The 23,571-nt window shown below is 43.7% G+C and carries 25 protein-coding genes and 1 tRNA gene; 14 read left to right on the forward strand and 12 right to left on the reverse strand.

Translation table 11 applies throughout. The annotated features are described in order from the left end of the window. Positions 1 to 20: 20 nt before the first annotated feature. The 3 genes from glyS to AAEY80_RS03475 form a co-directional block, all read right to left on the reverse strand. Positions 21 to 2,114: a glycine--tRNA ligase subunit beta gene (glyS, locus tag AAEY80_RS03465; RefSeq protein ID WP_350587896.1), complete on the reverse strand. Its 2,094-nt coding sequence runs from the start codon at positions 2,112 to 2,114 to the stop codon at positions 21 to 23. A 9-nt stretch (positions 2,115 to 2,123) separates the two neighbouring features. Next, positions 2,124 to 3,110, reverse strand: coding sequence for a glycine--tRNA ligase subunit alpha (gene glyQ / locus AAEY80_RS03470; protein ID WP_201565653.1), 987 nt, complete (start codon positions 3,108 to 3,110; stop codon positions 2,124 to 2,126). Between the two features lie 539 nt (positions 3,111 to 3,649). Next, complete coding sequence (locus AAEY80_RS03475) at positions 3,650 to 3,862, reverse strand: PspC domain-containing protein (RefSeq protein ID WP_101212324.1); 213 nt, start codon at positions 3,860 to 3,862, stop codon at positions 3,650 to 3,652. A 569-nt stretch (positions 3,863 to 4,431) separates the two neighbouring features. Between AAEY80_RS03475 and nadR the strand changes: the two genes are divergently transcribed. The 3 genes from nadR to AAEY80_RS03490 all read left to right on the forward strand — a co-directional run bounded on the left by nadR (position 4,432) and on the right by AAEY80_RS03490 (position 6,909). Next, positions 4,432 to 5,472: a multifunctional transcriptional regulator/nicotinamide-nucleotide adenylyltransferase/ribosylnicotinamide kinase NadR gene (gene nadR, locus AAEY80_RS03480; protein ID WP_201615971.1), complete on the forward strand. Its 1,041-nt coding sequence runs from the start codon at positions 4,432 to 4,434 to the stop codon at positions 5,470 to 5,472. 81 nt (positions 5,473 to 5,553) lie between these two features. Then, on the forward strand, positions 5,554 to 6,306 hold the full coding sequence (gene pnuC / locus AAEY80_RS03485) for a nicotinamide riboside transporter PnuC (protein ID WP_201565483.1): 753 nt from the start codon (positions 5,554 to 5,556) through the stop codon (positions 6,304 to 6,306). A gap of 162 nt (positions 6,307 to 6,468) precedes the next feature. Continuing rightward, positions 6,469 to 6,909, forward strand: coding sequence for an Mpo1 family 2-hydroxy fatty acid dioxygenase (locus AAEY80_RS03490; protein ID WP_101212319.1), 441 nt, complete (start codon positions 6,469 to 6,471; stop codon positions 6,907 to 6,909). Between the two features lie 245 nt (positions 6,910 to 7,154). On the opposite strand, the gene AAEY80_RS03495 is transcribed toward AAEY80_RS03490, so the two are convergent. The 3 genes from AAEY80_RS03495 to AAEY80_RS03505 form a co-directional block, all read right to left on the reverse strand. Next, entirely contained in the window at positions 7,155 to 7,766 is a 612-nt protein-coding gene (locus tag AAEY80_RS03495) for a nitroreductase family protein (protein ID WP_201565485.1), read from the reverse strand. 226 nt (positions 7,767 to 7,992) lie between these two features. Further along, positions 7,993 to 8,931: a pirin family protein gene (locus tag AAEY80_RS03500; protein WP_350587897.1), complete on the reverse strand. Its 939-nt coding sequence runs from the start codon at positions 8,929 to 8,931 to the stop codon at positions 7,993 to 7,995. A gap of 181 nt (positions 8,932 to 9,112) precedes the next feature. Next, a complete protein-coding gene (locus AAEY80_RS03505) occupies positions 9,113 to 9,820 on the reverse strand; it encodes a pirin family protein (RefSeq protein WP_025652376.1) in 708 nt (235 codons plus the stop codon). A 301-nt stretch (positions 9,821 to 10,121) separates the two neighbouring features. On the opposite strand from AAEY80_RS03505, the gene AAEY80_RS03510 reads away from it, so the two are divergent. Continuing rightward, complete coding sequence (locus tag AAEY80_RS03510) at positions 10,122 to 10,448, forward strand: GNAT family N-acetyltransferase (RefSeq protein WP_025652375.1); 327 nt, start codon at positions 10,122 to 10,124, stop codon at positions 10,446 to 10,448. A gap of 224 nt (positions 10,449 to 10,672) precedes the next feature. On the opposite strand, the gene AAEY80_RS03515 is transcribed toward AAEY80_RS03510, so the two are convergent. The 3 genes from AAEY80_RS03515 to AAEY80_RS03525 are packed head-to-tail and all read right to left on the reverse strand — an operon-like array spanning position 10,673 to position 12,403. Then, on the reverse strand, positions 10,673 to 11,425 hold the full coding sequence (locus AAEY80_RS03515) for a YoaK family protein (protein ID WP_350587898.1): 753 nt from the start codon (positions 11,423 to 11,425) through the stop codon (positions 10,673 to 10,675). Beyond that, positions 11,418 to 11,972, reverse strand: a complete 555-nt coding sequence (locus tag AAEY80_RS03520) for an NADPH-dependent FMN reductase (protein WP_350587899.1) — start codon at positions 11,970 to 11,972, stop codon at positions 11,418 to 11,420. Before AAEY80_RS03520 ends, AAEY80_RS03515 begins: the two co-directional genes overlap by 8 nt. 32 nt (positions 11,973 to 12,004) lie before the next feature. Beyond that, positions 12,005 to 12,403 (reverse strand): DoxX family protein, encoded by a 399-nt coding sequence (locus tag AAEY80_RS03525; protein WP_350587900.1) that lies wholly within the window; start codon positions 12,401 to 12,403, stop codon positions 12,005 to 12,007. A gap of 135 nt (positions 12,404 to 12,538) precedes the next feature. On the opposite strand from AAEY80_RS03525, the gene AAEY80_RS03530 reads away from it, so the two are divergent. From AAEY80_RS03530 to AAEY80_RS03545, 4 genes are all read left to right on the forward strand, one after another. After that, positions 12,539 to 13,444, forward strand: coding sequence for a LysR family transcriptional regulator (locus tag AAEY80_RS03530; RefSeq protein WP_101212305.1), 906 nt, complete (start codon positions 12,539 to 12,541; stop codon positions 13,442 to 13,444). A gap of 151 nt (positions 13,445 to 13,595) precedes the next feature. Then, on the forward strand, positions 13,596 to 14,309 hold the full coding sequence (locus AAEY80_RS03535) for a hypothetical protein (RefSeq protein ID WP_350587901.1): 714 nt from the start codon (positions 13,596 to 13,598) through the stop codon (positions 14,307 to 14,309). Beyond that, positions 14,309 to 14,713 carry an MBL fold metallo-hydrolase gene (locus AAEY80_RS03540; protein WP_350587902.1) on the forward strand — a complete coding sequence of 135 codons (405 nt, stop codon included), beginning with the start codon at positions 14,309 to 14,311 and terminating at the stop codon, positions 14,711 to 14,713. Before AAEY80_RS03535 ends, AAEY80_RS03540 begins: the two co-directional genes overlap by 1 nt. Continuing rightward, positions 14,713 to 15,516, forward strand: a complete 804-nt coding sequence (locus AAEY80_RS03545) for an SDR family NAD(P)-dependent oxidoreductase (RefSeq protein WP_173238801.1) — start codon at positions 14,713 to 14,715, stop codon at positions 15,514 to 15,516. The genes AAEY80_RS03540 and AAEY80_RS03545 overlap by 1 nt, the downstream gene beginning before the upstream one ends. 205 nt (positions 15,517 to 15,721) lie before the next feature. Here the strand turns inward: AAEY80_RS03545 and AAEY80_RS03550 are convergent. After that, positions 15,722 to 15,796, reverse strand: a tRNA-Gly gene (locus AAEY80_RS03550). 637 nt (positions 15,797 to 16,433) lie between these two features. On the opposite strand from AAEY80_RS03550, the gene AAEY80_RS03555 reads away from it, so the two are divergent. The 4 genes from AAEY80_RS03555 to AAEY80_RS03570 all read left to right on the forward strand — a co-directional run bounded on the left by AAEY80_RS03555 (position 16,434) and on the right by AAEY80_RS03570 (position 19,180). Further along, the gene (locus tag AAEY80_RS03555) at positions 16,434 to 17,246 is read left to right on the forward strand and encodes a M48 family metallopeptidase (RefSeq protein ID WP_025652368.1); all 813 of its coding nucleotides are present in this window, start codon (positions 16,434 to 16,436) and stop codon (positions 17,244 to 17,246) included. 282 nt (positions 17,247 to 17,528) lie between these two features. After that, positions 17,529 to 17,855, forward strand: coding sequence for a BolA family protein (locus AAEY80_RS03560; RefSeq protein WP_101212299.1), 327 nt, complete (start codon positions 17,529 to 17,531; stop codon positions 17,853 to 17,855). A gap of 138 nt (positions 17,856 to 17,993) precedes the next feature. Beyond that, positions 17,994 to 18,353, forward strand: a complete 360-nt coding sequence (locus AAEY80_RS03565) for a SirB2 family protein (RefSeq protein WP_101212297.1) — start codon at positions 17,994 to 17,996, stop codon at positions 18,351 to 18,353. 425 nt (positions 18,354 to 18,778) lie between these two features. Continuing rightward, complete coding sequence (locus tag AAEY80_RS03570; RefSeq protein WP_025652365.1) at positions 18,779 to 19,180, forward strand: hypothetical protein; 402 nt, start codon at positions 18,779 to 18,781, stop codon at positions 19,178 to 19,180. Between the two features lie 134 nt (positions 19,181 to 19,314). Here the strand turns inward: AAEY80_RS03570 and trxA are convergent, their stop codons facing one another. Both trxA and AAEY80_RS03580 read right to left on the reverse strand, forming a co-directional pair. After that, on the reverse strand, positions 19,315 to 19,752 hold the full coding sequence (gene trxA / locus AAEY80_RS03575; RefSeq protein ID WP_025652364.1) for a thioredoxin: 438 nt from the start codon (positions 19,750 to 19,752) through the stop codon (positions 19,315 to 19,317). Positions 19,753 to 19,902: 150 nt separating this feature from the next. Next, complete coding sequence (locus tag AAEY80_RS03580) at positions 19,903 to 20,775, reverse strand: MBL fold metallo-hydrolase (protein WP_025652362.1); 873 nt, start codon at positions 20,773 to 20,775, stop codon at positions 19,903 to 19,905. A gap of 476 nt (positions 20,776 to 21,251) precedes the next feature. On the opposite strand from AAEY80_RS03580, the gene AAEY80_RS03585 reads away from it, so the two are divergent. Together AAEY80_RS03585 and AAEY80_RS03590 are read left to right on the forward strand one after the other, a co-directional pair. Further along, positions 21,252 to 21,542, forward strand: coding sequence for an ArsR/SmtB family transcription factor (locus AAEY80_RS03585; protein WP_025652361.1), 291 nt, complete (start codon positions 21,252 to 21,254; stop codon positions 21,540 to 21,542). A gap of 56 nt (positions 21,543 to 21,598) precedes the next feature. After that, the gene (locus tag AAEY80_RS03590; RefSeq protein WP_350587903.1) at positions 21,599 to 23,308 is read left to right on the forward strand and encodes a SulP family inorganic anion transporter; all 1,710 of its coding nucleotides are present in this window, start codon (positions 21,599 to 21,601) and stop codon (positions 23,306 to 23,308) included. The last annotated feature ends 263 nt before the right edge of the window (positions 23,309 to 23,571 follow it).

The following is a 23,571-nucleotide window of genomic DNA, read 5'->3' on the forward strand; positions in this document are numbered from 1 at the left end:
ATACTCAGATTGTCTTCAAACTATAGCTGCAGCTCACTAATATCAGCGACGGTTAGGAACAATGCACGAACTTGCTTAAGCAATGCCAAGCGATTGTTCTTTAGCGCCGCATCTTCACTATTGACCATGACATCAGCAAAGAACTGCGTCAACGGCTCATCTAGACTAACGAGCGTTTGCAATACTTGCGTATAGTCAGCCTGCTCCAGCATTGGCGTGACTGCCGTTTGTGCTTGCAGCACACTCGTGTACAAAGCTTGCTCGGCAGGCTCGGACAATAACGCTTCATCAACATTGTCGGCGACACTTACTTCTGATTTGGCTAAAATATTGGCGACACGTTTGTTTGAATCAGCCAACATCGACGCTTGTGGTAATGCGCTAAACGCTTGTACCGCCCGAATACGCTGATCAAAATCAAGCGGCATATGCGGATTAATCGCTTGCACTGACTGAATGGTATCGACACTAACGCCTTGCTCGGTATACATCGCCCGATAACGCGAATTTAGAAACGCCATGACTTGGGTAAAGGTATCGCCCATCTTGGCAATCTTGCTGCCATCGCTCGTGCTATAACCTTTAATCGCCTGCTCAACGAGCGCTACCAAATTAATCGGTAACTGCTTTTCAATCAAAATACGCAAGATACCAATCGCTGAGCGACGTAAGCTAAACGGATCTTTTGAGCCCGTCGGTGCTTGGTCAATCGCAAAAATACCAACGAGCGTATCTAAACGGTCGGCTAGTGCTAAGCAAATACCAATTGGCGTCTGTGGTAATACATCACCACTGAACTTGGGCAGATATTGCTCTTCTAAACTTGCGGCGACCGCTTCATGCTCATCATTCAAACGCGCATAATAGGTACCGGCGATACCTTGCAATTCGGGATATTCCCCAACCAATGAGCTTGCCAAATCGGCTTTGGACAAAATGCCCGCACGTACCGTTTCATCGATATCAATCTGCTGACCCTGCTGTTGCATCAAGGCGGCAATAAAGGCGGCAAGCTTAGCAATACGCTCAGACTTCTCCCAAATCGTACCTAGCTTGTCTTGGAATACACGAGTTTTTAGACTTTCTGTCAGCGCAAATAGTGGCTGCTTTTGATCTTGTAAGAAGAAAAATTCTGCATCGGCCAAGCGTGGACGCACGACTTTCTCATTACCTTCAATAATTTGATTGGGGTCTTTTGACTCGATATTAGTAATAAAAATAAAGTACGGTTGTAGTTTGCCTGTTTTATCCGTTAAGCAAAAATACTTTTGATCCGCTTGCATGGTCGAGATAAGCGCTTCTTGCGGTACTTGTAAAAAGCGTGCTTCAAAGCTTGCTCGTAAGGCAATCGGAAAATCAACCAAGGCAGTCACTTCATCTAACAAGTCTTGCGGCACAATAGCATCAGAATTGACTTCATCAGCCAAGGCTTTGACTTGGTTTTTGATGAGCATTTGACGCTTATCAAAATCAGCAACTACTTTTAAACCACTTAGTAATTCTTCATAGTCATTGGCATGACCAATATCGTGATAATCAGGACTGTGGAAGCGATGACCACGGGTTTGTGTGCCGGTCTGATGCCCTTGGATGGTCGCATCAATGACAGTGCTATCCTGCATCAATACCGCCCATTGTACGGGACGCACGAATTCATTGCGGCTTGCACCTGAACGCATACGCTTAGCAATGGGTAGATTATCCAGCGCCGTCTGAAAAATGGATGGCAGCAATTCAGTCGTTGCTTGACCCTGAATGGTTTGCTCATAACCGACATAATCACCTTTATCGGTGTTGATTGTTATCAGCTCACTGGCCTCAATACCCAAGCCTTTAGCAAAACCCATCGCCGCACGCGTTGGATTGCCATCAGCATCAAATGCGGCTTTAATCGCTGGACCACGTTTTTGCTCGCTACGATCCGGTTGCTTGTCGCTGATACCCTCAATTTGAAGCGCCAAACGACGCGGCGCGGCAAAGGCTTTAATATTATCGAAGCCAATTTCAGCTTCATTTAACTGCTCGGTGACACTGGCTTGTAGCGCATCACGTAAAGGTTTTAGGCTTTTTGGAGGTAGCTCTTCACACCCCAGTTCAAATAGAATAGTACTCATGGGATGCTCCTATTTATTAGTAGTTTGGTTGTTGTCAGTAGCTTGATTATTTTCTGTACTTTCAGTTGCAGCGTCTTCTTTGGGCAAATACTTATCGAGCGCCGCTTGACGATGCGCCTCATCGGCTAATGGGAAGCCCAGCTTGGCACGCGCTTCCACATAACCAATGGCAACTTTACGCGCCAATGTACGTACACGCAGAATAAAGCGCTGACGTTCGGTCACCGAAATTGCACCGCGTGCATCCAGTAAATTAAAAGCATGTGATGCTTTTAATACCATTTCATAGGCAGGTAATGGCAACCCTTCAGCAACCAATTTATCTGCTTGCTGCTCATAAAAGTCAAACATCTGACCCATCATTGGCACATCAGCGTGCTCAAAGTTATAGGTAGACTGTTCCACTTCATTTTGATGAAAAACATCGCCATAAGTCACACGACCAAATTCACCATCTGCCCAAACCAAATCGTAAACGCTATCAACGCCTTGCACATACATCGCCAAGCGTTCAAGACCATAAGTGATTTCGCCAGTCACTGGGAAACACTCAATGCCGCCCACTTGCTGAAAGTAGGTAAACTGGGTCACTTCCATACCGTTAAGCCAAATCTCCCAACCAAGTCCCCACGCACCTAGCGTAGGCGACTCCCAGTTGTCCTCGACAAAACGCACATCATGTACCAACGGATCGATACCAATGGCTCTTAGTGAGTCCAAATATAGCTCTTGAATATTAGGTGGATTCGGCTTGAGCACTACTTGAAATTGATAATAATGCTGCAAGCGATTTGGATTGTCACCATAGCGCCCATCCGTAGGACGGCGAGATGGCTGTACATAGGCAGCATTCCAACGCTCAGGACCTAAGGAGCGCAAAAACGTCGCAGTGTGAAAAGTACCCGCACCGACTTCCATATCATAAGGCTGTAATATTACACAGCCCTTGTCGGCCCAATAATTCTGTAGGGTTAGGATTAAATCTTGAAAAGTCATCGGTTGAGAGTTTTTCGCTTCAGTTGTCATAGTTTGAGTTGTCATAGTTTGGGGCATCGTCATAAAGCCACTGTGGAGTTTGTATTATGAAATAAAATATTGATAGTACTCGTATAGCCTATTCGGCAACGACTCTATTCGCCTGCTCACCTTACTAAAAAATAACTATTTTATCCATATTTACATTAACTAAATTTATCAGGCAACTGAAGAAACAACCTAGAAATATTGCATCTAGTCAAAATATACTAAAAACGCGACAGTATTGCTGATATATCGATATTACTTTTCACTCACTATATTTGCTCATCGAGCAATAAAAACATCACTAACGAGGTGATGAAGCCAACCTCAAATGTCAAAAAAATACCCAAATGCGTGAACATTTGGGCAGGAGGAAAAGTATGTCTTTGGTATCCTGATTGGTCAGGCTTTTTGTTTTTAATGGGCTCTAGCTTTGATATTAACCTTTTTGTTCTTAACGCTATTACTGATTACATTTACATTGATGATTTTACGATTGCTTTGTTAAAGACCTATTACTGGTACGACTCGCTAGAGGCTTTTGGCATAATTATCCATAGGATAATGTATATCAAAATACCGGGTACAGCTGCACTCAATGAAGAAACAATGACGAATAACAACCTGACCCAAGTAGGTGACCAGCCGACATATTCTGCAATGCCGCCCATCACACCGGCTATCATGCGATTATTCTGTGAGCGATGTAATTTTGCTAACTTAGCCAAATCAAATACCTCTCTGATATAGTTTATCTTTTACTTATTTTTAGTTTCATATGAGAACTTATTGTTAAAAAAACTTATTTTCTTAAAAACACTTATTCTCAAAAATGCTTAGCGTTCTCAACTTATGAATAATTATAGCAATGTTTAAAATATTATCTGTTGAGTATGTAGACGTACTTTGTGAGTTTATGCTACTTAAACTTGCCCTAATCTGTCATTAGGCCTCGTAAACCCCTGATTTTAAATAGATATTTCAAAATGTTTCAGAGTGAGGTTTATTTCTATAACCTTACGGCTTTACTACAGCGACTCTAACCTTTTGATATTCCAATCAATTATGACATATTGTAAACATAACCATAAAAGCAGAAAAACATTAAATCATGCAGGATAAATTTGGTAGATTTGTGGTATTTTTCTAAGCATAAAACGGCTGTTTACAATAACCTACCTGTAACTATGTTCAAACCTTTATACCATGCTGATAAATTAATAAAGCCGCATCAGACCCATATTAGATAAGCAGTAAAATATAACAAAATCAAAATAAGACATATATAAGGACAGCTATGTACGAGACGGGTTTAATGATTGGGCATTTTGAGCCTCTACACTTGGGGCAGATGCGCAGTATATTGGAAGCAGCAGGACAAGCGAAGACCTTGCATATCGTCATCATGGCGCATCCATCACCGCATCCAGACTTTACCATTACCTTACAGGACAAAGCGCGTTGGCTACAGATGGCCTGCGCTGACTTAGCATTTATTCATATTCATACCACTGATCAAATTGAGCTACCACTGCACGAGCATGTCGCTGATGTTCATATTGATGTCGCTGTTAGTAATGCCAAGTTGCAACGTTTGGCAGAGGCATTAGCACTACCGGAAAAGACGGTATTATTCGTGGCGGATAACCATCCATTGGCGCAAAGCGGCATCCAAGAGCAACTGCAGATGCCAGTCGTTACTACCTCGCTACAGCCTGAGTTTGACTCTTATGCTATCGCTCGCAATCCCGTGGCGCACTGGTCAGCGCTTCATCCACAAGCACGCGGCGACTATACCAAGACCGTTGCTATCGTTGGTGGCGAAAGCTCAGGTAAGACCACACTGGTGCACAAATTGGCTAACTATTATGGTGCCAGCTTTGCGCTTGAGATGGGAAGGCTGTATGTCGGTACAGATTTGGGCGGCAGCGAGATTGGGCTACAGTATAGTGATTATGGTCCCATTGCCCTCAATCATGCGCAGGCGATACGAGAAGCGGCTGCTAGGGCCACCGCCCCTGTCACCATCGTCGATACTGACTTTGTGACCACTCAAGCATTTTGTGAAGAGTACGAAGGTCGCCGCCATCCATTCGTCGCCGCCTGTGTCGATGAGTTTCGCTTAGATTATACGATTATGCTGGATAATAATACGCCGTGGGTAGACGATGGCATGCGCTCATTAGGCACGCCTGAGGCACGCGGACGCTTTGAGCAGCGCCTCGTCGATATTTTTGCCCGTCATGATATTAAACCGCACATAGTTGATCAGCCTGATTACGATGCGCGCTACCAGCAAGCACTATGCTTTATCGATCAGCATATTTATGGTAAATAGCTGTCTCAAAAAGCAGTAAAAGTGGCATAGTAAACAATAAAAAAATCATTATCGTTTTTATACTTTGAGGAAAAAGGCATTATGCGCATTCAGCTATTAGACAATATTACTGGAAAGTGGGCGCTGCAATGGATCATAACCTGGTTTATTTGCGGCGTTATTGCGTTATCAGCAGGGTTTTGGCTCACTACCGAACATAGCACTCTTGATTGGTTTTATTTAGCGGTCTCATTTATTGGTTTGATCTGTGTGGTATCACTGTCATTCCGAAAAAACGTCATGGGCAATGGCTTTGGGATGGGCGCAACTGCTGGCGAGGTCGTGGTACAAGCCACTTCGGGCGCAGTCGGCTTGATGCTCGCACCCCTCTTTAACTTTTTCACCCACGTTTACGGTATCTTTTATTGGTCAAAGCACACTGATCCTGACGGCGATATGATACCAAAATCTGCTAGTAAAGTAGTTTGGGTGATTACCGCAGCAGTTATTGTTATCGGCTTGGTACTCTTCCCCACCGTCAATGACTTACTGGCCAATTATGGCTATGCGGTCGTAGAGGATGATAACAGTCTATTTTTAGGCTTTATCTCTTTCTTTTGGATCAACGTCATTGCATTTGTATTGTCTATTACCGCACAAGCCGCAATGATTTTGCGTTATTCTTTTAGCTGGTGGCTATGGATTATCGTTAATTTTGTCTGGCTCATCGTAAACCTCATGTCAGGCAATTATATCTTTGCCATTCAAACCATCATCTACCAAGTGAACTCTTTCGTGGGTCTTTATGAATGGTATCGCAGCGAACAACAACTAGCAGCGAGCAACAACTATTAGCATAAAATGGACTATCTTCCACTCGATAATATAAGCAGTTTGACTGCGCGGTTTACCAGATAATATGGTAGATTACACAAATTAGTGCTACAACTGGTAGTTGTCAGTAGATTCATTCATTGAGCTACTACCAGTCATTCATTTACTAACACGGAGGTTAGTATGTCTCGCACTCATCAAAAGAAGATGTCTAAACGCACCCTTGAGCAATGGCTCAGTGAGTATGCTGTCAGTCATCAAAACCTAGTGAACAAAAAAATCCATTGGCTCTGTGTCCCCACTATTTTTGTCAGCCTGTTAGGAATGGGCATGTCATTATCAGTTTGGTTTACTTTGGTGCTTAGCGCCTTAGTACTACTGTTTTATATGCAACTCTCGACACCATTATTTTTGGCCATGAGCATGTTTATTCTCATCTGTCTTTCTGTGATGACGTTATTCCCTTTAGGCTTTAAAATTTGGGCAGCTATTTTTATCGTTGCATGGATTGGGCAGTTTATCGGCCATAAAATCGAAGGCAAAAAACCTTCGTTTTTTGAAGATTTACAGTTTTTATTAATTGGTCCAGCGTGGGTCGCTAACAGTCTCATGCGACGTAAATAGTGGCTTACTAAGCGGATTACTATCAGTACAAGCCCGCATGACTAGACACTCGTTATAGTTAAAACATCCTAAAAACTCGATGGTATTACTGATATATCAATCTTACTTTTCACTGACTATAGTCGTTATCAATCATTTATAAGCAGCTACTAACTAGAACAGCTCATTGATAGTTTTTATAAAAAAAAGCGCCACTCAACAGATAGCTGAGTGGCGCTTTTATTTTTCTTATTCAATCTTTTTGATTATGCACCAAATACTTTCATGCGCTCTTCAACAGGCATAAATGCTTTGTCGCCTGCTGGCTGCTCGATGCCACCGAAGACCATTTGTGCGGTCAGATCCCAATGGTCATTAATGTTCCAAGTGCTCGCTACTTTATTATCGATGACTGGATTATAATGCTGCAAGTTAGCACCAACATCGATGCTAGCAAGTGCTGTCCATATCACATACTGATGCATGGCATTGGTATGCTCGGCCCATACAGGGAATTTATCAGCATACAATGGCGCGGCTTCTTGTAAATTTCTCACCGATGTTTGATCTTCAAAGAACAAAATCGTACCTGCACCAGCTTTAAAACCACCGATTTTTTGCTTGGTTGGGGCAAAATCTTGTTCCTCACTCACGATATCACGTAGAGCAGCTTCGGTTATATCCCAAAGTTTTTGATGATCGTCACCGAACAACACAACGATACGCGTTGATTGTGAGTTAAATGATGAGGGCGTATGTAAAATAGCATGCTCAACCAATTTAACCACTTCTTCTTTTTCGACGGGCAGTTGATCGTTTAACGCATAGATAGAACGACGCTTTTCAGCAAGTTCATGTAATTTCTGTAAATCTGACATAGTCATTCTCCATGATATTTATATAAATTGATTGAGACCAATAGGATAAAGGTTAGATGGGTGTGATTACTTACTAACATTGTCGCATTCACATTAACGAGCGCTAGTGAACAATCATACCCCAATCCAATCTGCTTTATTATAAGAAACAACGGATTAAATCCCTATTCCTTTTTTGTAAAAAAAATTAATAGTTGTCAATATTAAATAAGTTTTATTACATAATTCAACCTTTAAAACCTTCTGGTAGTTCTGGTGCCGGTAGACGTTTCATATCAGAATCGACATTACCGAAGCGTTCATGACCATTGTTCCAGTCGATGATGGATTGTTCGATCTCTGCTTTATTGTCGGCAACGAAGTTCCACCACAGGAGTACTTGGTTGTTCAATGGTTCACCACCGATGAACATCACCCGAGTGCCTTTTTTCGCAACCAGTCTGATGCTTTTGTTATTTGCAACGTCAGTATCGTGGAAGCGGAATAGCTCATCTTGCCCGCAAATCTCGCCCTCAGACTCAATCTCGCCTTCTAAGACTAAGATACCGTACTCAAAGCCTGGCTCTAAGTTGAGCGTCACGTCACCATCTTGCGTGAAGTTGACATCGATACCGATCAGTTTTGAATACTGTATGGTAGGCGCTTCATAGTGCTTGCCAGTTACACTGGTATAACTGCCCGTGGTGAGAATCATATCAACGTTATCTTCGCTCCACATTGGCAGCTCTGGATAATGATGGAAATTGCGCTCGATTTGCTGATCTGTCGGTAGCGCAATCCACAGCTGTACCATGCTGATACCACGGGCGGCATCTGCTGAGCCACCAGTGTCAGGAAACACGCTCTGCTCGGTGTGGCTGATACCTTGATTAAGACCTGTACCTGCGGTCATGACATTGACTTGGTTTTTGGAGATGACTTGCTCGTTACCCAAGCTGTCTTTATGTAAAACCTCGCCCTCAATCATCCAACTAAAGGTCTGCAAATTGGTATGCGGATGTCTACCGACTTGCATGCCTGACTCGTCCTCACCAAATTCGGCAGGACCAGCATGATCCAAAAAGCACCAAGCGCCGATAGGTTTTTTGCCTTTGTTCGGCAATAAGCGCGCAATCGGTATACCACCGACATCAGCAATGCGTGGTTCAAACTTTTTAATTGTCATGAGTCACCTCTTATTATGTGATAGGGGATGCATTTGTCTCTCAGTTCTGACTATTAGATGTTCGCTGCTAGCATCTGGCTTTTAGACTTTATTAACAGATAGCTACCGACTCCGATAACTATCTTGTTAGTTTTTTTTAGCTAGACTCAGGGCGACCTGAAACCACCTAAGTTGCCTAAAATTACATAGGTACTTCCATCAATAGGACTTTAGCGTCATCGATGACGTCCATTGTGAAGTTCTTAGTATCCCAGATACCGAGACCATCACGAGTATTCAAAGTGTTGTCATTTACGACGACTTTACCGCTAATGACAAAGATATAAACGCCATTGTTTGGGTCTTTTAGCTCATAAGTCTGCGTCACGTTTTTATCAAAGTCACCCATGCTGAACCAAGCATTCTGATGAATCCAGACACCCGCATCGTCAGCATTTGGTGATAGCACTTGATTAAACTCATTAGGCTGCATGATTTCATCCATGCGTACTTGCTGATAACGAGGCTCACCATTCATTTTGTTTGGGATAACCCAAATTTGTAAGAATTTTACGTCTTCTTTGTCATCGCCATTCATCTCACTATGAGTGATACCAGTACCGGCCGACATCACTTGGATTTCACCTGTTTCAATGATGCCATTGTTGCCGATGTTGTCACCATGACCAAGCTTGCCAGACAATGGAATACTGATAATTTCCATATCGCGGTGTGAGTGTTTGCCAAAGCCTTGACCACCGATAACGAAGTCATCGTTAATCACACGCAAGGCACCAAAGCCCATACGTTCTGGATTGTGATAGTTAGCGAAGCTAAAGGTGTGACGGCTTTTTAACCAACCGTGGTTAGCGTCGCCACGAGAATCTGCTGCATGATAGATAGTTTTCATAAGTTATCCTTGGTTATCAATAGGTTTATAAATTTATTATTAGTGAATGTATTTAAACAGTGGAGCTATTATAATTGTTGTCTAAGGATAGATAAACCAAGATAATCGCAAATGACTATTCTAATTCAGAGAACAATAAAGCGGTTTAGATAAGGTAATATAATCATAACAGAGACAGTATTTTTAACTGTTACTATGATTGAGATCGACTCAGAAACGTTAGGGTCTGTTGAATAGTGATAATCAAAAACATTAATAAAGCACTAAAAAAGTAAGCGTTACTATACAAAGGAGTTTAAGTATGTCAACCAAGCAACCATTGGATTATGAAGTGGTCGATAACACTGAACAACAACGTTTTGAAATTGACGTGGATGGTCATATCGCCTTTGAAGACTATGAGTTTTTTACTACCAGTCAAGGCGAAAAAGGCATTGATTATAAACATACTGAAGTGCCAGAAGCGCTTGGCGGACGTGGTATTGCAGGCTATTTAGTCAAGACTATCCTAGACGATGCCGCGGCTAAGCACCTACGAGTCAAACCAACTTGCCCTTATGTAAAAGCTTATATTGATAAACATCCAGAGTACCAAGACAACTCTGTGTTCCATAACGCAACGCCTTAAGTGTTTACTATGCTGAAATCCATATATAGTTAAAATATCTTAAAAGCGCGACGGTATTGCTGATATATCGATATTGCTTTTCACTGACTATAACTTAAAAACAAAAAACGCCCTATCTGCTAGATAAGGCGTTTTTTGTTTTTACAGTTTCAATACTGCTAGCACGGTATAGGCTTCAAAATAGTTAGTCCAACAGCGATCGACTGTGAATAGCGTAAAAACACTTAACCAATATGACTTAAAAAGTCTTTATCACGTGCCATAACCGATAAATATAATACGGGTAGCACGAACAAGCCAACGGCCCAAAAGCTCAACTTGAGATATAACAGCGCGCCCACTAGCGCCCCCAGCAAAAAGCTCAATACCAACGCTGAGCTATTAACCAATTTTTTAGCATTGTCAGGCGTTCGATTACGCAAATAATCCGTCAGATTGATACCAAGCTGTGTGGTGTTGCCGGTCATCAATACCGTCGGACTCATATGTTTGATCACCGTTTTACTGGCTGTATTGCGAATGGCCAAAGCAATCAAGCCTAAACCGCCAGTTATGGCAACCGTGATATCACCAGCATCTGTAAAAGGCTGGAAATATAGACCGGCTACCATAAATGCAGTTAAGAAAAGCGCCTCTGCCAAAAACAAATGGCTCAACATCAACTGTGGTTTATGACTTTTATCGATAAATATCTTGGTTACCATCACCGTCAAAATAAACAACGGTAAAGCTGCAAGCTTGATCCAAAGCCCGTCTTCACCGTTGACCAATCCACTACCAGCCATCACCAAGTTACCCGTGACATGGGCCGTAAAAAAGCCGAATAAAGTGATAAAACCAATCGTATCAATAGCACCGCCAACCAGCGTTAATAAGACAGGCGCTTGATAACGCTGCCAAAAACTTAACGGTGCTGGTTGATTATTGCCGTGCGCGCTACGCTTAGATGCGCTGCTGTCAGGTACTGAATTAGACACCGCTGTTTTCTGCAAATTTGGCCAGCTCACTAGCAAATTTTTGCAAAAACTTCTGCGTGCGCTCACTGCTGACACCCTCTTCATCAAGGCTGTCAGTAGCATGACTCAAGTAAACTTCAGGGCTAATCATCATTTTTGCGGATAGCATCTGCATACTCTTGCGCACATCAAGGCCACTACTTCTACCACCATAAGTACCTGGAGAAGCCGTGACCACAGCGACTTTTTTGTCAGTCCAGACGCTACTACCATACGGACGTGAACCGATATCTATCACATTTTTCAGCGCTGCTGGCATCGTACGGTTGTGCTCGGGTGTCACCATCAACACGGCATCAGCATCTTTAATTTGCTGACGCACCCGCTCATAGCTTTCAATCGTTGTGTCATCATAGTCTTGATTATAAAGGGGCAAGTCTGCAATATTGACTTCATTTACCGTGACACTTTCTGGTAACTGCGACACAATATATTCTGCAAACTTGCGGTTAATCGACTCTTCTCGCAAACTACCGATGACTAGGGCAATGGTCGTTGCTGCGCTCATAGCGACTCCTTTTTGTGATGAAATTTCAATGACTATACTGAGGTTTTGCGAGTATGGCTATTATCAATTGAATAAGCCCCAGGACCATGAGCAAATATCATTAGGAAACCACCAGCCATCGCAATGTTTTTCATGAATGGATTCATTTGTGACTCATCCAACCAAAATTGGTGGAACATAAACGCTGATAAAATACTGAAACCTGCAATTAAGACAGCAAACAAACGAGTTTTAAAGCCGATTAGAATAGCGATACCACCTAGCAATTCAAGCGCAATGACTAGCGGTAATAGCATACCAGGCACACCCATCGAATCCATATAACCTTGCGTCGCTGCATAACCTGAGATTTTGCCAAAGCCTGAAAAGATAAAAATCATCGATAAAAATAGGCGACCAATTGGTGCGCTAAGATTCTGTAAATTGTTCATAAGTATTCTCCAGTAAAGTGTTTGTTAGTGTTTGACTAAGTAATAGCGCCATTGTATATATTGACTGAACCTAGATAAACGGCAATAATCACAAATATGAGTTCTGATTTTGATAACAATTGTGAGGCATCAATAATGGGACAGCTAGAGGATATGGCGATGTTTGTACGCATCGTCGAAGCAGGTAGTATCACTAAAGCTGCAGAACAGCTAAACATTGCCAAGTCTGCCGTCAGCCGTCGTTTAAAGGATTTGGAAACACGTTTGGGTAGCCAATTAATCAGCCGAACCACGCGCCAATCCAACTTAACGCAGGCTGGTGAGCAATATTATCAGCAAGTGAACAATATCTTGAGTGAGGTGGATGCGCTCAATGAGCAAACCAGTGGTGCCCCCACGCGTATTGAAGGCACGCTAAAAATGACCGCGCCCTTGTCATTTGGACTGATGCACTTAAATGATGTCATCGCAGAATACGCCGACCAGCATCCTAACCTGAACTTTGAATTAGACTTTTCTGATCGACACGTTGACTTGATTGAAGAAGGATATGAGTTGGCCATTCGTATTAGGGAGCTACAAGACTCCAGTTATCAAGCAAAGCGGATGGCGCTGATTCGTTATGCACTCTGCGCAAGCCCTGAGTATTTAGAAAAGATGGGTATGCCTGAGACACTAGAAGAGCTACAAGAACATGAGTTTTTGCAGTATGGTCTTAGTAAAACCAGCAATCTCGAGCTGACTGATGCGACAGGAAAAAAACATAACCATACTATTAATGCCAAGATCAAAGCGACTAATGGTGAGTTCTTAGTTGATTTGGCGGTAAAAGGCCACGGCATCGTTTTTATCCCAACTTTTATCGCTTATAAAAGATTGGCCAAAGGTGAGCTAGTACCTATTCTCAAGCAATATAAATTACCCGCACTCCATGCCTATGCCGTTTACCCAAAGAACCGCTTTTTATCACAGCGCTGCCGCTATCTAATTGAATTTATTGCAGAACGTTTTGGTGATAACCCTTATTGGGATGAATTTTGATACGCTCAATAGAACTATTTAATATGCCTTATTAACCTACTTGATAAAACTTGGTAAACCTAGCAGTATTCTAAATACTGCTATCAAGAACAAAATAATGTTGCTACTATAATCTTCAGAAATCTATCCATCAGTCATAAGGAAATGCAACATGGATTTAACATCACTCGGCATGAAAGCCATTCAGGAGTTTGATGATATTCGTCAAAGTCCATTACCACAAGAGCGCCTCAACATCGCCCGCAAGCAAGCACTGGCATTTAGAGAGCGCTTTATCGATGAGCCCTGCGTTCAGTTTTACCAAAGTGCGGACATGGTTAGAGTCCCCTATCCCACTTGGTACGCCTACAGTGGCGTCTATACGCAGAGCACTTATAAATTCCCCTACCTTCACATCCTCAATCGTCTGTTCATCGTGCAGTTCCGTAACTTTTTGGGCGAATTAAAGACCTTGCTATTTTCGCCATCTGACATCGATGCTGACCGTGAGACGCCTTTTTTTAAACGCCTAACGAATAAGATGCCGAATTGGTCACCGCTCGAAAACATGGTCGCCCCCATCACTCGTGACGTCACACAGGCACTAGCAGAAGTGGGTCTCGCCCCAGAAGATATTGACTACATCAGCTACGATCACTTGCATACTCAAGACGTCCGTCAATGGCTAGGCACGACGGCTGATACGACCGACCCGCTTACTTTCCCAATGCCAAGCTATTGGTACACGAAAAAGAATGGCTTAGCGCCACAGCCCTACTGCCCGTGCAGGCGGAGTGGTATTGCCCTAATGGTATCGACGGCGTTGATCCTGCCAAAGTCATTAAGTTTACTGGCAGCATTCAGCTGGGCGAAGGCTTGGCGCTAGTGCATACTCCCGGTCATACCGAAGGCAACCATTCATTGGTCGCGCGCGTACCAGACGGCATACACGTGACTTCAGAAAACGGCGTCGGCGCAGACGCTTATGCACCTATGAACTCAAAGGTCAATGCTATCCGTGATTATGCTAAAAGCACTGGTATGGAAGTCATCTTAAACGGTAACACCTTAGAAGGCAGTAATGAGCAATATATCTCTATGGTCGTCGAAAAAACCATTGCGGGTCCGTCGAAAAACCCCGACTTTCCTAACTGTGCCTCAAGCAGTGAAGCAACTCCCTATTGGCTTATCCCCGGTCATAAAGTCAGCCATTTGATTGGTGAAGCCAAGTTCGGCACCTTACAGGCAGAGGCTTTAAGAAGTAATTCATTACAGAAGGAAAGCGCTTAATGGGTTACTTCACAAACAAAACGGTCTATATCACTGGTGCCGCTTCAGGCATCGGCTTTGAGACCGCCAAGCAGCTAATCAAGCAAGGTTCAAATCTAGTATTGTTCGACGTACAGTCGCTTGATAAGGCGGTGTCCGCCTTGCAAGCCATGAATAAAAACGATGCCTCGATTGCAACTTATAAGCTCGATGTCACTGATGCAGAGATGACTACCAAGCAAATGGCCACTGCCGCCGACACGCTAGCGCCAGATATCTTGATGCATTTCGTGGGCATCACAGGTCCTTGGACGTTTGATGACATGAGTCAAGAGCAATTTGAGCGTGTCATGACTATCAATCTATTTGGCACGCGCAACGTCTTAGCAGCGATACGTCCGTTCTTATCACGTGGCAAGCAAGTAATGGTGACTGCCTCGATGGCATCGTTCACTGGCAGCTATGGTTACAGCTCTTACAGCGCCTCCAAATTTGCTATCTGGGGCATGATGCAGTCAATCAGCTTTGAATGGAAACCACTCGGTATCGACATCACCGTTTTTGCACCGCCGCCGATAGACACACCACTCACGCAAGCCGAAGTCGGTGTCATGGCAGAAGCTGGCGTCGGTATGAAAAAGCTGGCAGGCGAGCTCAAAATTGAAGATGCGGTCAAATCCATGCTAAAAGGCGTAGAAAAACGGGAGTTCCTCGTGGTGCCAGGTGTCATGGCAAATTTAATTAGACTGCAGTTACGCTTTTTCCCCGTCAGTTGGGTCAATTGGATCGGCAATAAAACTGTAGCATGGTCTATGAAAAAGTAAGCAGTTTGAGGTTTGGATTCTAAAGATAAGCTGAGCGAATTGCTCGGCTTTTTTTATGAAAAAACAATCAGTAGTGCGTGATGTATCGATATTAGGGTCTGGAATAACTTTAGTGCTCAACATCTCCTAACAGCACTCTCAAATTTTACCCATAAAAAAAGCCTCACTGTGAAGTGAGGCTTTAGTGCTCTAAACGAGCCATATTTGGAGCGGGAAAAGAGATTCGAACTCTCGACCCCAACCTTGGCAAGGTTATGCTCTACCACTGAGCTATTCCCGCTTAATATCAAAGCGTAATGTTGCTAACAACTTGTTAACTACTACGTCTCGATAGGCTGGCTATTTTAGCAAATATTCTGTGTGTGTCAATCACTTTTTTCACATTTCTATCCAGTCTCAGCGTTTTTTGGTTGTATTTGTATGCACGCTTATCATAAACGTTTGATTTTACAATCAATCCAGCCATCAGAACTGTTAAAATTATTTAATAAAATAATAGCAAAATAACCACTATTTCTCTTTGTTTTTTTATCTGCCATGAATCTGACTATTAACAAGTCATTATCAACCCGCTGTTATATAGTCTTACGAAAAAAGATGAAAGGATGAAAAATGAATAAAAGTGACGTCATTCTTGTCGATACCTATTTCATTTGATCAATACCGCTTTATTACTGCCACTTACAATCATACGCTGTATTGTTACTTTTTCTGCCTTGGTTTTAGGTTGTTAACATTATTATACTTATGGCTTATTGTCATTCGGGTAAAATTTCACTGATCAAGTAGATTGGTAGACGGTAGTAAAACTTTAATAATAAACCGCCCTTCTATCCGCTCTGCTGTTACCGGACTACTCCGCTACTACTAACTTTGTTTAACTTTACTTTTTATCATTTACAGCGAGGATGTTTATTATGAAAAAAATACTTACCACCACCGTGATGGCCGCGTCATTGTCGGCACTTACTTTGACTGGCTGTACCAGCACTACCACTACTGGTGCTGTCGGCGTTGATCGTCAACAGCTACTTTTGGTCTCTAGTGAACAAGTACAGCAACTATCAGCGCAAAGCTATAATAAAAACTTGCAAGAGGCCAGTAAGCGCGGCGTGCTCGATACCAATAAAGCGCAGCTCAATCGCTTAAAAAGCATCTCTAACCGTCTGATCGGTCAAGTGGGTGTATATCGTCCTGATGCGGCTAATTGGAAATGGGAAGTACATACCATTAAATCCAATGAGCTGAACGCCTTTGTCATGCCGGGCGGTAAAATCATGTTTTACTCAGGTATTATCGATCGTCTAAACCTGACGGATGATGAGATTGCCGCGATTATGGGTCATGAGATGTCTCATGCCCTGCGTGAGCACTCACGTGAGCGTCTGTCACGCGAGTATGCTACTCAGACGGGTATCGGCGTCGCAGCGAGTATCTTTGGGCTATCGCAAGGTCAGGCTGAGCTAGCAAACGTCGCTGGGGATTTAGGTTTGAGTCGTCCACACAGTCGTACCCAAGAAGCGGAAGCGGATCAAATCGGTCTTGAGCTAATGGCACGTGCAGGCTACAATCCGCAAGCAGCTATCAGCTTGTGGCAAAAAATGCAGCGCGCCAGTCAAGGCGAGCCACCACAATTCTTAAGCACTCACCCAAACAGTAGCAATCGCATTAGCCAACTGCAAGCATTGATGCCTAAAGTGATGCCACTGTACCAAAAGTCACGTCGTTAATAGCTATTTTGGCTAGTAGTTATCGGCTGTCAGTTATCAGCTGTCAATGTCTTATATAGAGGTTGATAGCTTACCAAAAGCAGAGTACAGCCCATGGGTTGTACTCTGCTTTTTTAGGTTTTTGACTGACAACTTAATGGCGGCATTAGTTTAAAGCGATTGGCTGTGTTATGGTCCGTCTAATAGCTTTCTGTACAGTTATCAGCGTCTGCTATAATGGTCATCATACGGTCTCAAATATTGCTTCAAAGACTGTTAAGCTTCACAAAATAAAGGATTCTTATGAGTAACCACTCACCGACTGCCGACGCGCTCCATCAGGAGCTACAGGGCTTACAACCGCAGCATATCGAATTAATCAATGAATCGATGAATCATGCAGGTTATTTCGAGGGTAAAGAAAGCCATTTTAAACTGACTATTGTGAGCGATGCCTTTGAAGGCAAACGTTTGGTCGCGCGTCATCAGCTCATATATGGCTTGGTTAACGCCTTATTGACCTCACAGGGTGGTCAAGTACATGCCTTGGCGATTCATGCTTATACGCCAACCGAATGGCAAGGTCAAAGTCCTGATAGCCCGCTATGTGCCGGACAAAATAAAAGCTAGGTAAGCTGTAGCCAATTTTTAAGTTAAATAACAATTATTAGAAACACGTTGCTCACGATGTGCTTGCCACTTAAACAGCTGACATCGCGTGCTTTTTTACAAACTTGCAAATTGCCCCGTTAAAGGAAATGACACTCGATGAAACATTTACATATGCTCATGGCAGTATTGGTGATTGTGCTATTTTTATACCAAAGCTATCTGGCATTAAGCGCCAATCGACGAGCGCCACGCGTGTTCAAAATAGCCACCCATGTCCTCTATGCGTTGCTCATCGTGTCAGGCGCCGTGATGCTGATGCAACTGATGAATGCCAATGCGCCAGTACAATGGGTATTTGCCAAAATAATCCTACTCGTAGCGGCTATTAGCGCCAGTATCAAAGCTTTTCATCCTCACGCGACATCGGGTCAAACCAAAATAGGCATTCTTATCGCTGCCGTGGCTTATATCGGCATTGTATTACTGGCCTTTAGCAAACCTGATAATTTATTTTAATCGCCACTCTATATCTGACTGAGCTTGAATAAAGTGATGGCGGGATTGCAAGATAAACGTCTACTAAAGCGTATATTTTTAATATCTTAATCCCGTTATTTTTGCTATCTTAAATAAATACAATGCCTTGCATGCTTGTTTAAGGCATGTTCGTTATTAAAAAGGATCATTTGCAAGCGAATAATTATTAGGGCGTGTCTTCATTGCAAAAATGGTGATAAAAATGAGATAAATTGCCGTCAAACAAGAAAAACAGCGTAGATAATATCGAGATATTAACCAGCTATTTGACGATGTTTGGCAAGATTTAGCCCATTTAGATGACTATCGATAAGTTGAAGACACGCCCTAGCAAAGCAATTACGATTATTTGACTTAAAAGTTTAGCAACTGCACCTATCATTACTTAGCCCTATGGAGCCATTATGAAAAACCTTACTATAGCGACACTCTTGGCATCAGCCGGTATGTTGGCTCTCTCAGGCTGCGCCTCTACTGGTAATATCACGCCGCAATATGTGCCGCCAAGTACGTATCAGAGCTATGACTGCCAAGCACTGAGCCAAGAGTACACCCGCGTCAATCGTTACGTTGATGCCGCGCGTAATGAGCAATCAACCTTATCCGCGTCAGGCGTCGGTGTTGGAGTTTCAGCAGGACGCTGGGGCATCTCACCGAATATCAGTTTTGGTGTGGGCAAAAGCAACAATACCAAAGCCCGCGATGCCAAACTATCACGGCTTTATGGTGAGCGTGATGCGATTGTCCAATCGGCCCGTATTCAGCGTTGTAGCTTCGTCAATGGTGTTAAGATTTATGGTGAATAAAATCACTTGATGCTTATTCGCTATCGTTTTGATAGTATGCAGATACCACTGTTTCAGCATTAAAAAAGCCAATACATTGATAGCGTATTGGCTTTTTTGTGTCCAATCATTATGAGTAAAAACTCAAGCAATGCTTAAGAATTTAGGCTTCTTATCCACTGGACAATTTGATTGCTAGGAAGCGCCCCTGATTGACGCGCCACTTCTTTACCGTTTTTGAAGGCCACCATCGTCGGTAGACTACGGATATTATAGGGCGCTGCCGCCTGCTCATATTTATCCGTTTGGATTTTGGCAAACACTACTTGCGGCAGCTGACCAGCAGCGGCTTTGAACTCCGGTGCCATCATAATACAAGGCTGACACCAGCTCGCCCAAAAGTCTACGACAGTCAATAGCTCATTTTTTTGAATAACTTTATTAATACTTTGTCCGTTTAGCTCATGCGGGCTAGCGGTCAATAATGGCTGACCACACTTACCGCAGTTTGGATCAGCCGCCAACTTGGCAGCGGGTACGCGATTGGTGGCTTGGCAATGTGGGCATACCACGTGCGAGTTTTGCTCACTCATTGTATATCTCCTATTCTAATTATTTTGATGGTTTTATTGTCTTAAAAATTCAACTTTGGCATTTTCATCTATAAGCTATTTGCCCAAGTTGGTTGCATCTGAACCGCTGGATCGACACAGATAATATCACTTATTGCAGCACTATTTAGCTTATCCACCAAGGACATTGATCGGTACTTTCAAATAACGCGTGCCATTGTCTTCCGGTGCAGGAAAGTGTCCGGCATCGATATTAACTTGGACAGACGGGATAATCAGACGCGGCATCTCAAGAGTCGAATCGCGGCGCTCACGCATCTGCACAAACTCTGCCTCATTGATACCATCTTTCACATGAATATTTCCTAGCTTCTGCGCCGCTACTGTAGTGGTTGGACAGTGCTTGCGTCCTTGGCCTGGGTAGTCATGACACAGATAGATGACTGTATTATCATCGAGCGCGAGTAGCTTTTGAATAGAATGATAGAGCATTTTGGCATCGCCACCGGGAAAGTCGCAGCGTGCTGTACCGACGTCAGGCGCGAACAAGGTATCGCCAACGAAGACCACTGTTTTTTCTTTGTCAGCCGCCAGATAAGCCATATCCGCCCGTGTGTGACCGGGCACATACATGGCTGTGATCGTAATATCGCCAAGCGCTAACGTGTCGCCTTCGTCGGTCAAAATATCGAATTGGCTGGCATCGGTGCGAAAGCTAGTATCAAAGTTAAAAATTTGCTTAAATATTTTTTGTACTTCGGTAATATGCTGACCGATGACCAATTCTCCGCCGAGATTTTCTTTAACATGGATAGCCGCTGAGAGATGATCGGCATGCGCATGGGTTTCGATGACATACAGCAGTTGCCAACCGTGCTCACGTACAAACTCAATGACCTCGTCTACGCTCTTGGTGCTCGTACGTCCTGACTTTGAGTCAAAGTCCAATACCGGATCGATAATGGCGCACAGCTGCTGCTGAACGTCTGCGAGTACATGGGTATAAGTCTCGGTGTCGCTATGTAAGAACGAATGAACTTGCATGGCCGCCTCTCTGTTTTTATAGGATGATGTCAATCTTCCACCCATTCTTTCAGTATAATGGGTGGTCATATACAATGTTTAATACGTAAACGAACACATCTTGAAAATGGTTATAAATAGTTGCCGTTAATCTTAACGCTGACGGCAACATCAAGAACAATGTCGACATTAGCCTTCAGGTTTTAAACCTGTCCTAATATGCTTTCGTAACGTTAATACCAATATAGCAACCGTCATACAATTTATCAATTTATATAATGTAAATAATGATAACTTGCTATGGATTGCGATATCATTGATAATTAACGGTAATCACACATTACTTTTATACAAGCCGCACGACCTCTATCGCGGTTTTATATAAGGAGCTCACTCTGACAACTTCCACCTCAGCATTGGCTAGCTCTACTGACCGTACTATCGAGTCTGCGTCAGATAGTAACGCAGACTTTGCGCCGATAGATCTTGCCAAACAAATGCAAAAAGCGTCTATGCAAGCCAGCCAATTATTAAAGTCGCTCTCACATCCTGATCGCTTGCTCCTCCTTTGTCAGCTGACACAAGGCGAGTATTGCGTCAGTGAGCTTGAGGGTTTGGTCGGTGTTGGGCAGCCGAGCCTATCACAGCAGTTAGGTATCTTGCGCAAGGATGAGCTGGTCACGACACGGCGCGACGGCAAGCAAATCTATTATAGTATCGCCAGCGACGACGCTTTGGCGGTGCTACATTTACTGTATGAGCGCTTTTGTGCCAAAACAGATGCCTAACTGGTTATTGAGTTCTTAGCTGTTTTTAACTTTATTTATTGTGATGATGTATTGATATGACCTCTATCGCCGCTCGCCTCATTCCCATTTGGCTGCGCCAGTATCAGCTGGCTGCCTTGCCGACTGACGTCATCGCTGGACTGGTGGTGGGCGTACTGGTGATACCGCAGAGTCTTGGCTACGCCGTACTTGCAGGCTTACCACCCGTTTACGGTCTATACGCAGCGATTGTGCCTGTCATCGTTTACGCTTGGCTCGGCTCTAGCAATGTGCAAGCAGTCGGACCGGTTGCCATCACCGCTATTATGACTGCCAGTAGTTTGTTGCCTTACGCTGATCGGGGCCCGGAACAATATGCTCTAATGGCAAGTTTATTGGCACTGATGGTAGGGTCGCTGCTTTGGATCGCAGGATGGCTCAAGCTTGGCTGGATTATGCAGTTTATCAGCCGCGGCGTATCGGCAGGGTTTGTGAGCGGCGCGGCGGTTCTTATCTTCGTCAGTCAGCTAAAATACTTAACGGATATTCCGATAGCAGGTAGTAGCCTAATTAGCTATCTATCGACGATGCAGTTATATGCGCGCCAGCTACACCCGCTGACCTTGCTGATTGGCGTGATCGCCTTTGCCCTCTTATTAATAAATCGCTACGGTAGCAAATGGGTGTGGCGAACGTGGCTGTCTTCTTCCTCTGCCAAATGGGCGGAGCGCTTGTTTCCGCTTATTTTACTGGGAATTGCCATTTTACTCAGTATGGCACTGCATTGGGATGCGCGTGGCGTCGCCACTATCGGTAGTATTCCGCAAGGGCTACCGAGTTTTACCCTGCCCCATCTACCAGATATCCAAGAAGCACTTAAACTCTTACCAACTGCAGGACTCATGGCGCTTATTATCTTTGTCTCCAGCAGTTCCGTCGCCAGTACTTATGCGCGGCTGCGCGGTGAGAAGTTTGATGCCAATCGTGAGCTAACGGGGCTTGGACTCGCCAATATTTCCGGCGGATTGTTTCAGAGCTTTGCCGTGGCAGGTGGGTTTTCACGGACGGCTATCAACGTTGACTCAGGTGCCAAGACGCCACTTGCCAGCCTCATGACGGTACTGGTCATGGTTTTAGCGCTGATAGCATTTAGCAATGCGCTCGCCCCGCTACCCTACGCCTTACTTGGCGCAACCATCATGGCATCCATCATTGGTTTAATCGATATTGCCACCTTAAAGTCCGCTTGGCAACGAGATCGCTTAGATGGGGCAAGCTTTATCGCCGCGTTTACTGGGGTACTGATATTTGGGCTAAATACTGGCCTTGTCATCGGTCTCATGGTGTCATTTGCCAGTCTCATCTGGCAGTCGAGCCAACCTCATGTCGCCATCGTTGGTCAATTGGCTGGCACGGGCCACTTTCGCAATATCAATCGTCACGATGTTGTCACTTTTCATAATTTATTGATGCTACGTATCGATGAGAGTCTGTTCTTTGGTAATAGCGAATCGGTACATCGGCGTATTTTAAATGCTTTACAACAGTATCCAGAAGCGCATGAGCTGGTTCTTATTATGTCTGCTGTCAACCACATTGATCTGACTGCGCAAGAAATGCTCAGCACCTTGAATCAAGAGCTTGCCCTACAAGACAAGCATTTACACTTTAGCTTTATCAAAGGCCCAGTTATGGATATCATCGAGCACACACCACTGATCACTGAGCTATCAGGACAGGTGTATCTTAGTACCATGGACGCCGTCAATGAACTAAAGCAAATTTGAATATTTAAGTTGAACATTTAATTTAAATACTGAAGCTGAATACTCAAGCCGTATTGAACATCCCCTAATATTTGCGTCAACCATACAATCACTATTGATGTCTGCAACAAAATATCGTTATGATAGAGCGTATAGTATGCTAGCTTGTTGTATAACTAAATTGAATCTCAACAAGCTAAGCTAAGCTAAGCCAAGCTAAACCAAGCCAAAACGACATAAAACAGCCTCTAAACGTCAAATTGACGCCTTATTGTTTTTTACAT

The organism is Psychrobacter sp. 78a-MNA-CIBAN-0178 (assembly GCF_040309625.1).
GTDB classification, from domain to species: domain Bacteria; phylum Pseudomonadota; class Gammaproteobacteria; order Pseudomonadales; family Moraxellaceae; genus Psychrobacter; species Psychrobacter okhotskensis.